Source organism: Actinomadura madurae (assembly GCF_047130825.1).
GTDB lineage: Bacteria > Actinomycetota > Actinomycetes > Streptosporangiales > Streptosporangiaceae > Spirillospora > Spirillospora madurae.
On record NZ_CP083237.1, the window covers coordinates 10,281,827 to 10,302,069 of the forward strand.

Below are 20,243 nucleotides of genomic sequence, written 5' to 3' on the forward strand. Positions count from 1 at the left end.
CGTGCAGGAGGAGATCCTCTGCCAGACGTTCGCCGAGGTGCTCGGCGTGGACCGCGTCGGCGTCCACGACGACTTCTTCGCCCTCGGCGGCCACTCGCTGCTCGCGGTGTCGCTGGTGGCGCGGCTCCGTGCCCGGGGCATGGCGGTCTCGGTGCGGGCGCTGTTCCAGACGCCGACCCCCGAGGGGCTGGCCGCGGCGGCCGCGCCCGACACGGTCGAGGTCCCGGAGAACCGGATTCCGCCCGGCGCCGCCCACCTCACCCCGGACATGCTCCCGCTGGTCGACCTGACGCCCGAGGAGCTGGCACGCCTGACCGAGGCCGTCGACGGCGGCGCGCCCGGCATCGCCGACGTGTACCCGCTGGCGCCGCTGCAGGAAGGAATCTTCTTCCACCACATGATGGCGGCGCAGGAAAGCCGCGACGCCTACGTGCTGCCGATCGTGTTCGGCTTCGACTCGCGGGAACGGTTCGAGGCGTTCACGGCGGCGCTGCAACGGGTGATCGACCGGCATGACATCTACCGCACCGCGATCGTCTGGGAGGGGCTGCCGGAGCCGGTCCAGGTCGTGACCCACCGGGCGGAGCTGCCGGTCCGCGAGGTCGTGCTCGACCCAGGCGGCGCCGACCCGATCGAGCAACTGCTCGCGGCGAGCGGGCCGAGGATGGATCTGGGGCACGCCCCGCTGATCGACGTGCACGTCGCCGCCGCCCCGGACGGCGGCCCCGGCCTGCTGGCCATGCTCCGCATCCACCAGATGGTCCGCGACCACACCAGCCAGGAGGCCCTGCTGAGGGAGCTGGGCGCGATCCTGTCCGGACGGGAGGACGAGCTGCTCGAGCCGCTGCCGTTCCGTGACTTCGTCGCCCAGGCACGCCTGGGGACACCACGGGAGCAGCACGAGCGGTACTTCGCGGAGCTGCTGGGCGACGTGGACGAGACGACGGCGCCGTACGGGCTGCTGGACGTGCACGGCGACGGCGGCGATGTCGAGCGGGCCCGGCTCGCCGTCGACGACGAGGTCGGCACCCGGCTGCGAGCGGCCGCGCGTGCCTGGGGGGTGAGCCCCGCCACCGTCTTCCACCTCGCCTGGGCGCGGGTGCTGGCCACCCTCAGCGGACGCGACGACGTCGTGTTCGGCACGGTCCTGTTCGGCCGCATGAACTCCGGGGAGGGGGCGCACCGGGTCCAAGGCCCGTTCATCAACACGCTGCCGGTGCGCGTGCGCGTCGGCGGGACGGGCGTCGGTGAGGCGCTGGAGGCGCTGCGCGGCCAGCTCGCCGAGCTGCTCGTCCACGAGCACGCGCCGCTCGCCCTCGCCCAGCGCGCCAGCGGCGTCCCCGGCGGCGGCCCGGCCTTCACATCGGCGTTCAACTACAGGCACAACCGCGTGGCCGGCCGGTCCCCGGGGAGGGACGGGGACACCGGACTCGACGGCATCCGGCTCCTCCTTTCCCGCGAACGCACCAACTACCCGCTCGGCGTCTCCGTCGACGACTCCGGGACCGGATTCCGGGTGACCGTCGACGCGGTGGCGTCCATCGACGCGGAGGAGGTCTGCGGCCTGGTCCACACCTGCGTCGCCAACCTGGTGACGGCGCTGGACGAGGCTCCGCAGAGCCGGCTGTCGGCGGTCGACATCCTCGGCAGGGCGGAGTTCGAGCGGCTCGTGCGGGAAGAGAACGACACCGCGGCCGACATCCCGCAGGTCCCGGCGGCGCACATCTTCGAGGCGCAGGCGCGGCGGACCCCCGACGCGGTCGCGGTGGAACACCGCGACGCGCGGATCACCTACCGCGAGCTGGACGCGCGGGCGAACCGGCTGGCGCACTGGCTGCGGGCCCAGGGCGTGCGTGCCGAGTCCGTGGCGGGGGTGTGCCTGCCGCGCGGCGTCGAGGCGGTCACCGCGATGCTGGCGATCTGGAAGGCGGGGGCGGCGTATCTGCCGATCGACCCGGGGCAGCCGGCGGAACGGCTGGAGTTCGTCCTGGCCGACAGCGGCGCCCACGTGCTGGTCACGCACGGCGGGATGACGACGGCGCAGCCCGGGGTGCGGGTGCTGAACCTGGCCGACCCGCCGGTGGCGGCGCAGGTGGCGGCGATGCCCGAGGACGCGCCGCGAGCGCCGGTCACGCCGGGGCGGCTGGCCTATGTGATCTACACGTCGGGGTCGACGGGGCGGCCGAAAGGCGTGGCGGTGCCGCACGCCGGCCTGGCGAGCCTGGTGGCCTCCCAGGTGGAGCGTCTCGCGGTGAACGAGGCGAGCCGGCTGCTGCAGTTCGCTCCGCTGAGCTTCGACGCGGCGATCGGCGAGGTGCTGATGCCGCTGTCCTGCGGAGGGCGCCTGGTGTGCGCCGACGCCGACGAGCTGCTGCCCGGCCCGGGGCTGGCCGGCGTCATGGGCAGGCACGGCGTGACCCACGTGGCGCTGTCGCCCACGGTGCTGGCGATGCTGGAGCCCGCGGACCTGCCGTCCCTGGTGTCGCTGGCGTCGGCGGGCGAGGCGCTGACCGCCGAACAGGTCGCGCGCTGGGCGCCGGGCCGCCGGCTCGTCAACGGGTACGGCCCCACCGAGACCACGGTCGGCGCCGCCATCTCGGCGCCGCTGGCGCCGGACGACGAGGTCACCATCGGCGTGCCGATCGCGAACACGCGGGTGTACCTGCTCGACGCGTTCCTGCGGCCGGTGCCGGACGGCGCGGTGGGCGAGCTGTACGTCGCCGGCCCGAGCCTGGCCCGCGGCTACGTCGGACGGCCGGCGCCGACCGGCGAGCGGTTCGTGGCCTGCCCGTTCGGCGGACCGGGCACCCGGATGTACCGCACCGGCGACCTGGCGCGCCGGGACGCCCGCGGCCGGCTGGTCTACGCCGGCCGGGCCGACGAGCAGGTCAAGATCCGCGGGTTCCGGGTCGAGCCGGGCGAGGTGCGGGCGGTCCTCACCGCGCACCCCCGGGTCGCCGGCGCCGCCGTGGTCTCCCGCGAGGACGTCCCCGGAGACGCGCGCCTGGTCGGCTACATCGTCCCCGCCGACCCCGGGCGCGACGGCGGGGAAGCGCGCGAACTGGCCGACGAGGTGCGGGCGTTCGCCGCCGAACGGCTGCCGCACTACATGCTTCCCGCGGCGGTGGTCGCCATCGACGCCCTTCCGCTGACCGCCAACGGCAAGCTCGACCGCGCGGCCCTGCCCGCCCCCGGCGGCGCCGGCCGCAACGGCACGGGCCGGGGTCCCGAGACCGAGTACGAGAAGGCGCTCTGCGACGCCTTCGCGGAGCTGCTCGGCCACCCCGCGGTCGGCGTGGACGACGACTTCTTCACGCTGGGAGGCCATTCGCTGCTGGCGACGCGGCTGGTGAGCCGGGTACGGACGGTCCTCGGAGTCGAGCTGCCGATCCGGCGCCTCTTCGCCACCCCGACGCCGGGCGCGCTGGCGTCCTGGCTCTCCGATCCCGGGAACCGGCCGGACCAGGCCAGGCCGAAGCTACGCCCGATGGGCCGGCACGAGGAGATTCGATGATCCCGCTCTCGTTCGCTCAGCGGCGCCTGTGGTTCCTGGCCGAGCTGGAGGGGCCCGGTGCCTCCTACAACCTCCCGATGGCCCTGCGGTTGACGGGCGACCTGGACCGGCCTGCGCTGGAGGCGGCGCTGCGGGACGTGCTGGAGCGGCACGAGGTGCTGCGGACGGTGTTCCCGGCGGTCGACGGCGAACCGCACCAGCGGATTCTCACGGCGGAGGAGACCGGTTTCGACCTGCCGCTGGTGGAGACGACCGCGGGGGAGCGATCCGGCGTGATGGCCGAGTCGGCACGGTACGCCTTCGACCTGAGCACGGAGATCCCGTTCCGCGCCTGGCTCTTCGCGGCCGGCCCGCGCGAGCACGTCCTCCTGATGGTGGTGCACCACATCGCCGGCGATGCCTGGTCGACCCGCCCGCTCGCGCGCGACCTGGCCGCCGCGTACACGGCACGGCGCGCGGGCCGGGCGCCGGAGTGGACGCCGTTGCCCGTGCAGTACGCGGACTACGCACTGTGGCAGCGCGAGTTGCTGGGCGCGGAGGACGATCCGGGGAGCGTGCTGTCGCGGCAGGTCGCGTACTGGCGCGAGACGTTGGCCGGGGCGCCGGAGGAACTGGCACTGCCGTACGACCGGGTGCGGCCGGCGGCGGCCTCGCATCGGGGCCACCGGGTCGCGCTGGACCTGCCCCCGGACGTGCACGCACGGGTGCGGGCCGTGGCCCGCGCCGAGGGCGTGACGGTGTTCATGGTGCTGCAGGCCGCGCTGGCGGTGACGCTGCACCGGCTGGGCGCGGGCACGGACATCCCGACCGGCGCCGCGGTGGCGGGCCGCCTGGACGAGTCGCTGGACGATCTGGTCGGGTTCTTCGTCAACACGCTGGTCGTCCGCGCCGATCTGTCCGGCGACCCGACGTTCGGGGACCTGCTGGGGCGGGTTCGGGACGCGAGCGTCGGCGCGTACGCGCACCAGGACGTCCCGTTCGAACGCCTCGTCGAGGAACTGGCCCCGGCGCGGTCGCTGGCCCGGCATCCCTTGTTCCAGATCATGCTGACGGTGCAGAACGCGGGCTCCGCGGAGCTGTCGCTGCCCGGCCTGGACGTGAGCGGGATCTCGAACGCGGCGCTCTCGGAGGAGAGGACGACGAGGTTCGACCTCGACGTCGCGGTGCGGGAGGCCTTCGACGCCGAGGGCGCCCCGGCGGGCATGCGCGGACGGCTGGTCGCGTCCGCCGACGTGTTCGACGAGGACACCGCCGGACGAATCGCCGAGTGGTTCGCCCGCGTGGTCGAGGCGGTGGTTCAGGAGCCGGGCAGGCCCGTTGCCGCGGTCGACCTCGTGCACGGGACCGAGCGAGACCGGCTGCTGGCATGGGGGCACGGCCCGGCGCTGGAGGCGCCGGAAGGCTTGGTGCCGGAAATGTTCGCCGCGCAGGTGGCACGCGCACCGGACGCGGTCGCGGTGGCGCACGGCGACGATGAGCTGACGTACGCCGAGCTGGACGTGCGGGCGAACCGGCTCGCACATCGACTGCGGGCTCAGGGCGTGGGCGCGGAGTCGGTGGTCGGGCTGTGCGTGCCGCGCGGCATCCCGACGGTCGTCGCGATCCTGGGCGTGTGGAAGGCCGGGGCGGCGTACGTGCCTCTGGACCCGGAGTACCCGGCCGACCGGCTCGCCTTCATGCTGGCCGACAGCGGTGCGAGGCTGCTGGTCGGCCGCGGGGACATCATCCCCGGCTCGGCGGGCGTCACCGTGCTCGATCTGGACGACCCGCGGCTGACGGAGACGTCCGAGGACCCGCCGGACGTTCCGGTGGCACCGCAGCAACTGGCGTACGTCATCTACACGTCGGGTTCCACCGGGCGGCCCAAGGGCGTGGGCGTGTCACACGCGAGCGTCGCGAACATGGCCACGGCCCTGGCTCCGGCGCTCGGCGCCGGGCCGGGGACGCGCGTCCTGCAGTTCGCCTCATTCAGCTTCGACGCGTCGGTGCTGGACGTGGCCGTCACGCTGGCGGCAGGCGGGGCCCTGGTGCTCGCGCCCTCGGAGGAGCGCTCGGACACCCGCGCGCTGGCGCGCCTCATCCGCGAGGCCCGCATATCGACGATGAGCGTCGTGCCGTCACTCCTGGAGGTGCTGGACCCGGACGATGTTCCGGACCTGTCCCGCGTGGTGGTCGGAGCCGAGCCCATCGGCTCGGCGCAGGCGGCGGCCTGGTCCGACGGCCGTCACCTCGTCAACACCTACGGGCCGACCGAGGCGACCGTGATGGTGACGGCGGGGCCGGTCGATGGCACGGAACCGGTGCCGATGGGCGGGCCGGTCGCGAACGTGAGCCTCTTCGTCCTGGACGAGCGCCTGGCCCCCGTGCCGGTGGGCGTGCCCGGCGAGCTGTACATCGCCGGGGCCCAGGTGGCCCGCGGCTACGTCGGACGCCCCGGGCTGACCGGTGAGCGGTTCGTGGCCTGCCCCTTCGCCGCCGGCGCACGGATGTACCGGACCGGGGACCTGGTGCGCTGGACGCCCGGCGGTCGGCTGGTGTTCGCGGGACGAGCCGACGAGCAGGTCAAGATCCGGGGCTTCCGCGTCGAGCCCGGCGAGGTGCGGGCCGTGCTGGCGGAGCATTCCCAGGTGGCCCGGGCCGCGGTGGTGGTACGGGAGGACACCCCCGGTGACCGGCGCCTGGTCGGCTACGTCGTGCCCGCCGGCGCCGGTGCCGATCCCGCCGGGATCCGGGACTTCGCCGCGAGCCGGTTGCCCGATCACATGGTGCCCGCCGCCGTCGTCGCCCTGGACGCGCTGCCGCTCACCGCCAACGGCAAGCTCGACCGCGGAGCCCTGCCCGCCCCCGCGTACCCCGGCGGCGGGACGGGCCGCGCGCCCGCCACCGCGCGCGAGGAGATCCTCTGCCAGGTGTTCGCGCAGGTCCTCGGCCTGGACCGCGTTGGTCCGGACGACGACTTCTTCCGGCTGGGCGGCCATTCGCTGCTGGCCACGCGGCTGGTGAGCCGGGTGCGCACGGTCTTGGGCGCGGAGCTGCCGCTCCGCGCGCTGTTCGAGGCGCCCACGGCGGCGGGCCTGGCCGCCCGCCTCTCCGAGACGGGGCGGGCACGTGTCGCGCCGGCCCCGATGCGGCGTCCGGACCGGGTGCCGTTGTCGTACGCCCAGCGGCGGCTGTGGTTCCTGGCGCAGCTGGAGGGGCCGAGCCCGACGTACAACATCTCGATGGCCCTGCGGTTGACGGGCGAGCTGGACCGGCGGGCGCTGGAGGCGGCGCTGCGGGACGTGCTGGAGCGGCACGAGGTGCTGCGGACGGTGTTCCCGGCGGTCGACGGCGAACCGTACCAGCGGATTCTCGCGGTGGAGGACACGGGCTTCGAGCTGCCGGTGGTGGAGGTGGCGGCCGAGGCGCTGCCGGACGCGGTCGCGGAGGCGGGCCGGTCCGTGTTCGACCTGTCGGCCGAGGTGCCGGTCAAGGGATGGCTGTTCGCCGTCGAGCCCGGCGAGCACGTGCTCACGCTGGTGGTGCACCACATCGCCAGCGACGGCTGGTCGGGCGGTCCGCTGGCGCGTGACCTGAACGCGGCCTATGCGGCACGGGTCGCGGGGCGGGCGCCGGAGTGGGCGCCGCTGCCGGTGCAGTACGCGGACTACGCGCTGTGGCAGCGGGAGCTGCTCGGGTCGGAACACGATCCGGACAGCCTGCTCTCGCGTCAGGTCGCGTACTGGCGCGAGGAACTGGCAGGGGCTCCGGAGGAACTGGAGCTGCCCTACGACCGGGGTCGCCCGCCGATGGCGTCGCATCTCGGGTACCGCGTCCCCCTGGAGCTCCCGGCCGAGGTGCACGCCCGGCTCCGGGAGGTCGCGCACGACGAGGGCGTGACGGTGTTCATGGTGGTGCAGGCCGCGGTGGCGGTCATGCTGCACCGTCTCGGCGCCGGCACCGACGTCCCGATCGGCTCGGTGGTGGCGGGCCGGTTGGACGAGGCGCTGGACGACCTGGTCGGGTTCTTCGTGAACACGCTGGTGATACGTACGGATCTGTCCGGCGACCCGACGTTCGCCGAGGTGCTGGGCCGGGTACGGCAGACGGGGCTGGCGGCATTCGAGCACCAGGACGCGCCGTTCGAGCGGCTCGTCGAGGAACTGGCGCCGGTCCGTTCGCTGGCGCGGCACCCGTTGTTCCAGGTGATGCTGACCCTGCAGAACAACGCCCCGACCGATCTCGACCTGCCTGGAGTGCGGGTGTCGGCGGGCGCGGCGCAGCGGTCGGGGACGGTGACCGCGAAGTTCGACTTGGAGATCACCTTCACCGAGGCCTTCGATCAGGACGGCGCCGCGGCCGGGATGCGCGGTGCGGTGACGGCGGCGGCGGACGTGTTCGAGGCGGAGACGGCGGAGCGGTTCGCGGGCTGGCTGGCGCGGGTCGTCGAGGAGGTGGTGGCCGCGCCGGACGTCCGCGTGGGCGCGGTCGGGCTCCTCGGTGACGCCGAGCGTGCGGTGATCGTCGGTGAGTGGTCCGCCGGCGAATCGGTGCCCGTGGACCGTTCGACGATCCCGGCGCTGTTCGAGGCGCAGGCGGCGCGGACGCCGGATGCTCCCGCGGTGGCCTTCGAAGGCGTGACGGTGGGCTACGCGGAACTGGACGCGCGGGCGAACCGGCTCGCGCGGCGTCTGGCGGAGCGGGGTGCGGGGCCGGAGAGCGTGGTCGCGGTGATGGTGCCGCGGTCGGTGGAGATGATGGTGGCCCTGCTGGGGATCCTGAAGGCGGGCGCCGCGTACCTGCCGATCGACCCGGCCTATCCCGAGGACCGGGTGGCGTTGCTGTACGACGACGCCCGTCCGCTGGTCACGGTCGCCGCCCGGGACGTCCCGGTCCCGGATGGCGTCGCACACGTCCTGGTCGACGACCCGGCCGTGCCAGCTGAGGACGACGCCGGCGACGCGGTCCCGGCCGGGGCCCCGAGTCCCGCGAACCCGGCGTACGTCCTCTATACCTCGGGGTCGACGGGGCGGCCGAAGGCCGTGGTGGTGGAGCACGCCGCGATCGTGAACCGCTTGCTGTGGATGCGGGACCACTACGCGGTGAACGCCGGCGACCGGATCCTGCAGAAGACCCCGCTCGGCTTCGACGTGTCGGTGTGGGAGCTGTTCCTGCCGCTCATCTCCGGCGCCACCCTGGTCGTGGCGAGGCCGGACGGCCACCGCGATCCGGCGTATCTGGCCGAGCTGATCCAGCGGGCCGGCGTGACGGTGACGCACTTCGTCCCCTCGTTGCTGCAGGACTTCGTTCAGGAGCCCGCCGCCCGGGAGTGCACCACCCTGCGGGAGGTCATCTGCAGTGGTGAAGCACTGTCCGCCCATCTGCGCGACCGGTTCCACTCGGTTCTCGATGCCGGACTGAACAACCTGTACGGGCCGACCGAGGCGGCGGTCGACGTGACCGCCGCCGCGTGCCCGCCGGGCACCGGCCCGGTGACGATCGGCCGGCCCGTGTGGAACACCCGGGTCCGCGTGCTGGACGCGCGGCTCGGCCCCGTCCCGCCGGGGGTGCCGGGCGAGCTGTTCCTGGCGGGCGCGCAGCTGGCCCGCGGATACCGCGATCGTCCTGGGATGACGGCGGAGCGGTTCGTGGCCGATCCCTCCGGCGCGCCCGGGGAGCGGATGTACCGCACCGGAGACGTCGTCCGCTGGGACCGGCACGGGCGGATCGAGTACCTGGGCCGCGCCGACGACCAGGTCAAGATCCGGGGGCAGCGCATCGAACCCGGCGAGGTCGAGGCGGTGCTGACCGATCATCCGGGCGTCGAGCGCGCCGCGGTGGTCGCCCGCCCCGCCGAGGGCGGGCCGCGCCTGGTCGCCTACGTGGTGCCGGACACGGACGCGGCCGGACCGGCGGCGAACATCGCCCGCCTGCGCGGGCAGGGCCGTCTCGACGGCCAGGAGATGCACGAGCTGCCCAACGGGATGATGGTCTGCGCGCGCAACCCCTCCAGCACCGCCTTCCTGTACGACGAGATCTTCGTCCGGGACGAATACCTTCGAGCCGCGGCGGCACTGCCCGAAGGCGCGCATGTGGTGGACGTCGGCGGCCATGTCGGCCTGTTCTCCCTGTTCGTCAAGGAGCGGCGGCCGGACTGCAGGATCCACGCGTTCGAGCCGATCCCCGAGCTGGCCAGGATGTTCCGGCTCAACGCCGAGCTGCACGACGTCGACGCGGTGGTCACCGATTGCGGCATCGGCAGCGAAGAGGGGGTCGCGGCGTTCACCTACTACCCGGATCTGTCGCTGCTGTCCGGCCGCTTCGCCGACGAGCGCGAGGAGCGCCGCGTCCTGGAACAGGTCGTCGGCGATGACGCGGCACGGGCGGGACTCGACGAGCACGCGCTGGCGGAACTGCTGACCGAGCGGCTGCGCGGCGAGCGGGTCGAGGTCCCGATGCGAACGCTCTCGCAGGTGATCCGGGACAACGGGATCCCGGTGATCGACCTCCTGAAGGTCGACGTGGAGAAGAGCGAGCTGGACGTCCTGCGGGGCATCGAGCCCGAGCACTGGCCGATCATCCGGCAGATCGTGGCGGAGGTCCACGACATCGACGGCCGCCTCGACACCGTCGTCGGGCTGCTGCGCGACCGGGGCTTTCGCACCAGCGTGGAGTCGACGGACGACCTGGCCGGCACGGGGATGTACTCCGTCCACGCCGCCCGTCCGGACGCCGCCGGGCGCCCCGCCCCGCCGCCGGCCGCCGCCGCGCCGCGATGGTTCGACCCGGCACGACTCGGCGATGACCTCCGCGCGCACGCTCGTACCCGGCTGCCGGACGCCATGCTCCCGGCGGCCTTCGTGGTCCTGGACGCGCTGCCGGTCACGGTGAACGGCAAGCTGGACCGCGCGGCGCTTCCCGCCCCCGACTTCGCCGCGGCGAAGCCCGGGGGCCGCGGCCCGCTCACGGCCCGGGAGGAGATCCTCTGCCAGACGTTCGCGCGCATTCTGGGCTTGGAGCATGTCGGGCCCGACGACGATTTCTTCAAGCTGGGCGGTCATTCGCTGCTGGCGACGCGGCTGGTGAGCCGGGTGCGCGCGGTCCTCGGCGTCGAAGTGCCGCTGCGCGCCGTGTTCGAGGCGCCGACGGCGGCGGGCCTGGCGGCCCGCCTCGCGGACGCCGACCGGGCGCGGCCGCCGCTGCTGCCGGAGGCGCGGCCCGAGCGGGTGCCGCTGTCGTTCGCGCAGCGGCGGCTGTGGTTCCTGGGGGAACTGGACGGACCGAACGCCACGTTCAACCTCACCACGACGGTCCGGTTGTCCGGCGGCCTGGACCGGCGGGCGCTGGAGTCCGCTCTGGCCGACGTCCTCGGGCGGCACGAGGTGCTGCGGACGGTGTTCGCCACGGCCGACGGCGAGCCGTACCAGCGGGTCCTCGGTGTGGAGGAGACCGGATTCGGCCTGGCGACGGCGGCGGTGACCGCCGAGCACCTGCCGGAGGCGGTGAGGGAGGCGGGCGCCTACGCCTTCGACCTGTCGGCGGAGGTGCCGATCAAGGCGTGGCTGTTCGCCGTCCGGCCCGGTGAGCATGTGCTGCTGCTGGTGGTGCACCACATCGCGAGCGACGGGTGGTCGATGGGACCGCTGGCGAGGGACGTGTCGATCGCGTACGCGGCCCGGCGCGCGGGGCGGGCACCGGAGTGGGCGCCGCTGCCGGTGCAGTACGCGGACTACGCGCTGTGGCAGCGGGAGCTGCTCGGATCGGAGGGCGACCCCGACAGCCTCCTGGCGGAGCAGGTGGCGTACTGGCGCGAGATGCTCGCGGGGGTGCCGGAGGAGCTGGAGCTGCCCTATGACCGGGGCCGCCCGCCCGTCGCGTCGCACCGCGGGTACCGCGTCCCCCTGGAACTCCCGGCGGAGGTGCACGCCCGGGTGCGGGAGGTCGCGCGTGCCGAGGGCGTGACGGTGTTCATGGTGGTGCAGGCCGCGGTGGCGGTCATGCTGCACCGTCTCGGCGCCGGGGCCGATCTCCCGATCGGGTCGGCGGTCGCGGGCCGGTTGGACGAGGCGCTGGACGATCTGGTCGGGTTCTTCGTGAACACGCTGGTGATTCGTACGGATCTGTCCGGCGACCCCACGTTCGCCGAGGTGCTGGGCCGTTCGCGGGAGACGAGCCTGGGCGCCTACGAGCACCAGGACGTGCCGTTCGAGCGGCTCGTCGAGGAACTGGCGCCGGTCCGTTCGCTGGCGCGGCATCCGCTGTTCCAGGTGATGCTGACCCTGCAGAACAACGCCCCGACCGATCTCGACCTGCCCGGAGTGCAGGTGTCGGCGGGGACTTCGCAGCGGTCGCAGTCGGTGACCGCGAAGTTCGACCTGGAGATCACCTTCACCGAGGCCTTCGACCGGGAGGGTGCCGCGGCCGGAATCCGCGGTGCGGTGACGGTGGCGGCCGACGTGTTCGAGGCGGAGACGGCGGGGCGGTTCGCGGGCTGGCTGGCGCGGGTCGTCGAGGAGGTGGTGGCCGCGCCGGACGTCCGCGTGGGCGCGGTCGGGCTCCTCGGTGACGCCGAGCGTGATCGGCTGGTGCGGGCATGGAACGACACGGCGGCCGAGGTCCCGGCCGTGTCGGTGCCGGAGCTGTTCGAGGCCCGGGCGGCTCGCGCCCCGGATGCCGTTGCGGTCGTCGCCGACGGCGCCGAGGTGTCGTACGCGGAGCTGGACGCGAGGGCGGACCGGCTGGCGGGTCTCCTGCGGAGCCAGGACGTCGGGGCCGAGTCGGTCGTGGGCCTGTGCCTGCCGCGCGGCATCGGGATGGTCACGGCGATCCTGGCCGTCTGGAAGGCCGGAGCGGCCTACGTGCCGCTGGACCCGGGAGATCCCGTCGCCCGGCTGGAGTGGATGGTCGCCGAATGCGGCGCACGGGTCGTCGTCGGGAACGGCGAGGTGGTCCTGCCCGGGGTGCGGAATCTGAACCCGGACGAAGCCCCGGCGGCCGGGACGCGCACCTCGCGGGTGCCGGTGACACCGGACCAGGCGGCGTACGTGATCTACACCTCGGGTTCCACGGGGCGGCCGAAGGGCGTGGTGGCCACCCACGGCGGGCTGGTGAACCTGGCGCTCGCGCTCGGGCCGGTGCTGGGCGCGGGGCCCGGGGTGCGCGTCCTGCAGTTCGCGTCCTTCGGCTTCGACGCGTCGGTGCTGGACGTGACCGCGACCTTGGTGGCGGGCGGCACGCTCGTGGTGGCGTCGGCGGCCGAGCGGTCGGACCCGGAGCTGCTGACCCGGATGATCCGCCGGACCGGCGTGGGAACGACGAGCGTGGTGCCGTCGCTTCTCGGGGTGCTGGACCCGGACGGGCTGCCGGAGCCGTCGACCATCCTGGTCGGGGCCGAGCCGATCGGCCGTGCGCAGGCCCAGGCCTGGTCGCGGGACCGCCGCCTGGTGAACACCTACGGCCCGACCGAGGCGACCGTGATGGTGACCACCGGTCGCGTCGACGGGTCGGAGCCGGTCGTGCCGATGGGCCGCCCGGTCGCCAACACCCGGCTGTTCGTCCTGGACGGGCGGCTGCGGCCTGTGCCGGTCGGCGTGGCCGGTGAGCTCTACATCGCCGGCGCTCAGATCACCCGCGGGTACGCGGGCCGCCCCGGGCTCACCGCGGAGCGGTTCGTCGCCTGCCCGTTCGGCGGGCGGATGTACCGCACCGGCGACCTGGCCCGCTGGACCGCGGACGGCGAGCTGGTCTTCGCCGGGCGCGCCGACGAGCAGGTCAAGATCCGCGGTTTCCGCGTCGAGCCCGGCGAGGTCGAGGCCGTGCTGGCCGCCCATCCGGAGGTGGCCCGGGCGGCCGTGGTCGTCCGCGACGAGCGCCTGGTCGCCTACGTCATCGGCGACGCCGGCGAGGACGAGCTGCACGAGCTGGCCGCGGCGCGGCTTCCCGGCTACATGGTGCCGTCGGCGTTCGTCTCCCTCGACGCCCTGCCGCTGACCGCGAACGGCAAGCTCGACCGCGCGGCGCTGCCGGAACCCGAGTACGCGCGAGTGGCGGGCCGCGGCCCGGCCACGGTGCAGGAGGAGATCCTCTGCCAGGTGTTCGCCGAGGTCCTCGGGCTGGACGCCGTCGGGGTGCGCGACGACTTCTTCAGGCTGGGCGGGCACTCGCTGCTGGCCGTGCGGCTGGTGGAGCGCCTGCGGGAACGCGGCGTCACGGTGTCGGTGCGGGCGCTGTTCGAGTCGCCGACGCCGGAGGGCCTCGCCGCGGTGGCGGGGCCGGCCGCCGTCGTCGTGCCGGAGAACCGGATCCCGGCGGGCGCGACGGAGATCACTCCGGACATGCTCACGCTCGTCGACCTGTCCGCCGACGAGATCGGGCGGGTCGTCGCCACGATCGACGGCGGCGCGGCCAACGTCGCGGACGTCTACCCGCTGGCCCCCCTCCAGGAGGGCCTGTTCTTCCACCACGTGATGGCCGACGGCGGCACCGACGCGTACGTGATGCCGCGGCGGCTGCGGTTCGACTCCCGCGAACGGCTGGACGCCTTCCTGGCCGGGCTGCAACGTGTGATCGACCGGCACGACATCTACCGGACCGCGTTCGTCTGGGAGGGGCTGGCGGAGCCGGTGCAGGTGGTGGCGCGCCGGGCGGAGCTCCCGGTCCGCGAGGTGGCGGACCTGGACGCGGCGGACGTCCCGGCGATGGACGTGGGGCGCGCCCCGCTGGTGGACGTGCACATCGCCGCCGAGGCGGGCGACTCCGGCGAATGGCGGGCACTGCTCCGGCTGCACCACCTCGTGCAGGACCACACCGCCCAGGACATCCTGATCGAGGAGCTGTCCGCGATCGTGGGCGGGCACGAGGACAGCCTGCCCGAACCGCTGCCGTTCCGTGACTTCGTCGCGCAGGCGAGGCTCGGCGTCTCGCGCGAGGAGCACGAGCGGTACTTCGGGGAGCTGCTCGGCGACGTCGAGGAGACGACCGCGCCGTACGGCCTGGCCGACGTGCTCGGCGACGGCAGCGACGTCCGGCGCGCGCACATGCCCGTCGAGGACGAGGTGAGCCGCCGGATCCGGGAGGCCGCGCGCGGCCTCGGCGTCAGCCCCGCGACGATCTTCCACCTGGCGTGGGCGCGGGTGCTCGGTGCCGTGAGCGGGCGCGACGACGTGGTGTTCGGCACCGTGCTGTTCGGCCGGATGAACGCCGGAGCGGGCGCGGACCGGGTGCCGGGGTTGTTCATCAACACGCTCCCGGTGCGCGTGCGGCTGGGCGGCGCCGGCGTCGGCGAGGCGCTGGACGGCCTGCGGAGCCAGCTCGCCGAGCTGCTCGCGCACGAGCACGCGCCGCTGAGCCTCGCCCAGCAGGCCGCGGGAATCCCGGGCGGCGGCGCCCTGTTCAGCTCGATCCTCAACTACCGGCACTCCCCGGTCCGCACCGTCCAGGGCGGGGAGGGGATCTCGACCGAGTCCATCCGGGAGGCCACCAACTACCCGGTCGCGATGTCGGTCGAGGACCACGGCGCCGGATTCGGGCTGACCGTGGACGCGGTGGAGGCGGTGGACGGCGCGGCGCTGTGCCGCCTGCTGCACACCTGCCTCGCCGGCCTCGTGACCGCGCTGGAGGACGACCCCGGGGCCCGGCTCGACGCGCTGGACGTGCTGGGCAAGGTCGAGCGGGACCGGCTGGTGGGCGAGTGGAACGCCACCGCGGTCGAGGTGCCGCCGGTACCGGTGGTCGAGATGGTCGAGGCGCAGGCGGCGCGGACGCCCGACGCGGTGGCCGTGGCCGCCGGCGGGACGGAGGTCACCTACGCCGAGCTGAACGCGCGGGCGAACCGGCTCGCGCACCGGCTACGGGCCCGGGGCGTGCGCCCGGAGTCGGTGGTGGGCGTGCGACTGCCGCGCGGTATCGACATGGTCACCGCGATCCTGGGCGTCTGGAAGGCGGGTGCGGCGTACCTGCCGATCGACCCGGACCAGCCGGAGGAGCGGATCGCGTTCCTGCTCGCCGACGCCGACCCGGTGCTGGTGCTCGGCACCGAGGACATCGACGCCACCGGCCCCGACGGCGATCCCGGCGTCCCGGTCTCGCCCGGCCAGATGGCATACGTGATCTACACGTCGGGGTCGACGGGGCACCCGAAGGGCGTGGCGGTCACGCACCGGGGGCTGGCGAACTACGTCGCCACGGTGCCCGCCCGCGTCGGCTTCACGGCGGGCAGGTTCGCGGTATTGCAGGGCCAGGCCACCGACCTGGGCAACACGGCCGTGTTCGCCAGCCTCGCCTCGGGCGGCACGCTGCACATCCCGGACGAGGACACCGTGCTGAGCCCCGCGGCGGTGCGGGCCTTCATGGCCGAGCATCGGATCGACCGCCTCAAGGCGGTGCCGTCCCATCTGGCGGCGCTCGGCACGGACGTGCTGCCCGGCGGGTCGCTGGTGCTCGGCGGCGAGGCGCCGCCGCCGGAGCTGGTCGCGGAGCTGGTCGCCGGAGACCGGGCCGTGTTCAACCACTACGGCCCGACGGAGACCACGATCGGCGTCGCCACCGCGCGGCTGACGCCGGAGCTGGTGGAGGCCGGGGTCGTGCCGATCGGCTCCCCGGTCGCGAACACCCGCGTCTACGTGCTGGACGACCGGCTGCGGCCGGTCCCCGTCGGCGTGGCCGGCGAGCTGTACGTCGCCGGCGTCCAGGTGGCCCGCTGCTACGTGGGCCGGCCGGGGCTCACCGCCGAGCGGTTCGTGGCCTGCCCGTTCGCCGGCGCGGGCGAGCGGATGTACCGCACCGGCGACCTGGCGCGCTGGACGGGGGACGGGCTGCTGGTCTTCGCCGGCCGGGCCGACGACCAGGTCAAGATCCGCGGCTTCCGGGTCGAGCCCGGCGAGGTCCGGAGCGTGCTGGCCCGGCACGAGGGCGTGACCGACGCCGCCGTGGTCGTCCGCGACGAGCGGCTCGTCGCCTACGTGGCCGGTGACGTGGCCGAGGCGGACCTGCGGGGGTACGCCGCCGCGAAGCTGCCCGCCCACATGGTGCCGTCGGCCGTCGTCACCCTGGAGGCGCTGCCGCTGACCGGCAACGGCAAGCTCGACCGGGCCGCGCTGCCCGCGCCCGGCTACGCGACCGGCGCGGGCCGCGAACCGGCAGGTGTGCGGGAGGAGATCCTCTGCCAGGTGTTCGCCGATGTGCTGGGCGTGGACGGCGTCGGCCCGGACGACGACTTCTTCACCCTGGGCGGGCACTCGCTCTCGGCGATGCGGCTCGTGAGCCGGGTGCGCGCCGTCCTCGGCACCGAGATGCCGCTGAGGTCGGTGTTCGAGGCGCCCACTCCGGCCGGGCTGGCGGCGCGCCTGTTCGAAGCGGAGCCGGCGCGCGCGCCGCTGGCCGCGCGGACGCGGCCCGAGCGGGTGCCGCTGTCCTACGCCCAGCGCCGGCTGTGGTTCATCGGGCAGCTGGAGGGCCCGAGCCCGACCTACAACATCCCGATGGCCCTGCGCCTGACCGGCGAGCTGGACCGGCGGGCGCTGGAGGCGGCGCTGCGGGACGTGCTGGAGCGGCACGAGGTGCTGCGGACGGTGTTCCCGGCGGCCGACGGCGAGCCGTACCAGCGGATCCTCGACGTGGAGGAGACCGGGTTCGAACTGTCCGTCTCGGCGACGGCGCCGGAGGATCTGCGCCGCGCGGTGGCCGAGGCGGGGGAGTACGCGTTCGACCTGTCGGCCGAGGTGCCGATCAAGGCGTGGCTGTTCGGCGTGGCGCCCGACGAGCACGTGCTCGTGCTGGTGACGCACCACATCGCGCAGGACGGCTGGTCGCGCGGCCCGCTCGGCCGCGACCTGAGCACCGCCTATGCGGCCCGATGCGCGGGCCGGGAGCCGGCGTGGACGCCGCTGCCGGTCCAGTACGCGGACTACAGCATCTGGCAGCGGGAGCTGCTGGGATCCGACGACGACCCCGGCAGCCCCCTGTCGCGGCAGGTGGCGTACTGGCGCGAGGCGCTGGCGGGTGTGCCGGAGGAGCTGGCGCTGCCGTTCGACCGGCCGCGCCCTCCGGCGGCCTCCCATCGGGGGCATGCCGTCGGAATCGACGTTCCGGCCGAGGTGCACGCGCGGATCCGCGAGGTGGCGCGCGCGGAGGGCGTCACGGTGTTCATGGTGTTGCAGGCCGCCCTGGCGGTGACGCTGTCGCGCCTCGGCGCGGGCACCGACGTCCCGATAGGGGCGGCGGTCGCGGGCCGGCTGGACGGCGCCCTGGACGACCTCGTCGGGTTCTTCGTGAACACCCTCGTCATCCGGAGCGACCTGTCGGGCGACCCCACGTTCGCCGAGCTGCTGGCCCGCGTCCGCGAGACGAGCCTCGACGCCTTCGCCCACCAGGACGTGCCGTTCGAGCGGCTGGTGGAGGAGCTGGCCCCGGCCCGCTCGCTGGGGCGCCACCCGCTGATCCAGGCGATGCTGATCCTGCAGAACACCGGCGGCACCCGGTTGGCCCTGCCCGGCGTCGAGGTCGCCGGTGCGTCCGCGACCACGCCCAAGTCCGAGTTCGATCTGGAGATCAACGCCACCGAGGTCTTCGACGGCGGCGGCGCCCCGGCGGGCGTGCGCTGCTCGCTGCTCGCCGCCGCCGATGTGTTCGAGGCGGAGTCGGCCGCCCGGATCGCGGGCGTCTGGTCGCGCATGCTGGCGGCGCTGGTCTCCGATCCCGTGGCGCGGGTGGGGGCGGTCGAGGCGCTGGACGCCGCTGAGCGCGACCGGCTGCTGCGGGTCTGGAACGACACCGCGGTGGACGTACCGGCCCTGACGATTCCCGAGCTGTTCGCGGCACAGGTGGAGCGGGCTCCGGACGCGGACGCGGTGGCCGCCGACGGCGTCCGGATCTCGTATCGGGAGCTGGACGCGCGTGCGAACCGCCTCGCCCGCCTGCTGGTGCGGCACGGCACCGGTCCGGAGAGCGTGGTCGCGGTCGCGATGGAACGAGGCGTCGACCTGACCGTGGCGTTGCTGGGGGTGGTGAAGGCGGGCGCGGCCTATCTGCTCCTGGACGCCGACCACCCGGCCGAGCGCATCGCGTTCATGCTCCGCGACGCGGACGCGCACACGGTGGTGACCACGGGGGACTGGACCGGTGCGCTGCCCGGCGACGTGGCGCGTGTGGTCGTGGACGACCCCGCCACGATCCTGGAGCTCGGCGGACTGGACGAAGCCGCGGCCGGTGCCGCCCCGGCTCTGGCGTCCGCGGCATACGTGATCTACACCTCGGGCTCGACGGGCGTGCCCAAGGGCGTCGTGGTGTCGCACGCGGGTGTGGCGAGCATGCTCGACGGTCACGTCCGCCACCTGGGCGTGGGCCCGGGGTCGCGGGTGGGCCAGTTCGCCTCGGCGGCGTTCGACACCTTCGGGTGGGAGTGGATGTCGGCACTTCTGACCGGGGCCACGCTGGTGGTGATCCCGCGCGACCGGCGTCTGGGCGCGGCCCTGCCGAAGCTGCTGGCCGACGAGCGCGTGTCGCATGTGACGCTTCCCCCCGCCGTCCTGGCGACGCTGGACGAGGCCGCCGTCGACCCCGGGGTCGTGCTGGTCGTGGCCGGTGAGGCGTCCTCGGGGGAGGTGCTGGACCGGTGGGCCCCGGGGCGCCGGATGTTCAACTCCTACGGCCCCGCCGAGACGACCGTCGACGCGACCCTGTGGGAGTGCGACCCGGCCGCCGGCGAGGTCTCGATCGGCGCCCCGGTCGCCAACACGCGGGTGTTCGTGCTGGACGAGGCGCTCCGCCCGGTGCCGGTGGGGGTGACCGGCGAGCTGTACGTGGCGGGCGCCGGGCTGGCGCGCGGCTACGCGGGGCGTCCCGACCTGACCGGGGAGCGGTTCGTGGCGTGCCCGTTCGGGGGGCCGGGCGAGCGGATGTACCGCACCGGCGACCTGGCGCGGTGGGCGTCCGACGGCCGTCTGGCGTTCGCGGGGCGCGCGGACGACCAGGTCAAGATCCGCGGGCACCGGATCGAGCTGGGCGAGATCGAGAGCGTGCTGGCGGGCGACGCGCGGGTCGCGCGGGTCGCGGTCGTCGCCCGCGAGGACTCCGCGGGGGACAGGCGGCTGGTGGCCTACGTCGTCGGGCGGGCCGACGAGGACCGGCTGCGGCGGCTGGCCGCCGAGCGGTTGCCGGACTACATGGTGCCCGCGGCGTTCGTGACGTTGGACGAGCTGCCGCTGACCACCAACGGCAAGCTCGACCGGGCCGCGTTGCCCGCGCCCGAGGTCGCCGCCGGGGAGGGCCGGGCCCCGGCGACCGTGCAGGAGGAGCTCCTGTGCCACGCGTTCGCCCAGATCCTGGGCCTGGACCATGTGGGGGTGGAGGACGACTTCTTCCGGCTGGGCGGGCACTCGCTGCTGGCGGTGCGGCTGGTGGACCTGTTGCGGGGGCGCGGTGTGTCGGTGTCGGTGCGGGCGCTCTTCGAGTCGCCCACACCCGCCGAGCTGGCGGTCGTGGCGGCGCCCGAGGCGATCGAGATCCCGCCGAACCGGATCCCGGCGGGCGCGACGGAGATCGCGCCGGACATGCTCACGCTCGTGGACCTGTCCGCCGATGAGGTGGAGCGGGTCGTCGCCGCGGTGGAGGGCGGTGCGGCCAACATCGCGGACGTCTATCCGCTGGCTCCCTTGCAGGAGGGTCTGTTCTTCCACCATCTGCTTCAGGCCGACGGCGGCCGGGACGTCTACGCCTCGCCGCGCGTGCTGGGGTTCGACTCGAGGGAACGGCG

Annotated in this window: 2 protein-coding genes (both running past the window's edge); both read left to right on the forward strand. The window is 74.5% G+C overall.

Annotation, left to right across the window (positions count from 1 at the left end):
- Window positions 1–3,514, forward strand: partial view of an amino acid adenylation domain-containing protein gene (locus tag K8Z49_RS48190; protein ID WP_412517222.1) — the 3' portion only. Its footprint begins 12,383 nt before the window's first position; only the last 3,514 of its 15,897 coding nucleotides appear in the window; its start codon lies off the left edge, out of view; it ends in the stop codon at window positions 3,512–3,514.
- Window positions 3,511–20,243, forward strand: partial view of a non-ribosomal peptide synthase/polyketide synthase gene (locus tag K8Z49_RS48195; protein WP_412517223.1) — the 5' portion only. The gene runs 2,980 nt beyond the window's last position; 16,733 of the gene's 19,713 nt are visible here — the first part of the coding sequence; it begins with the start codon at window positions 3,511–3,513; its stop codon lies off the right edge, out of view. The genes K8Z49_RS48190 and K8Z49_RS48195 overlap by 4 nt, the downstream gene beginning before the upstream one ends.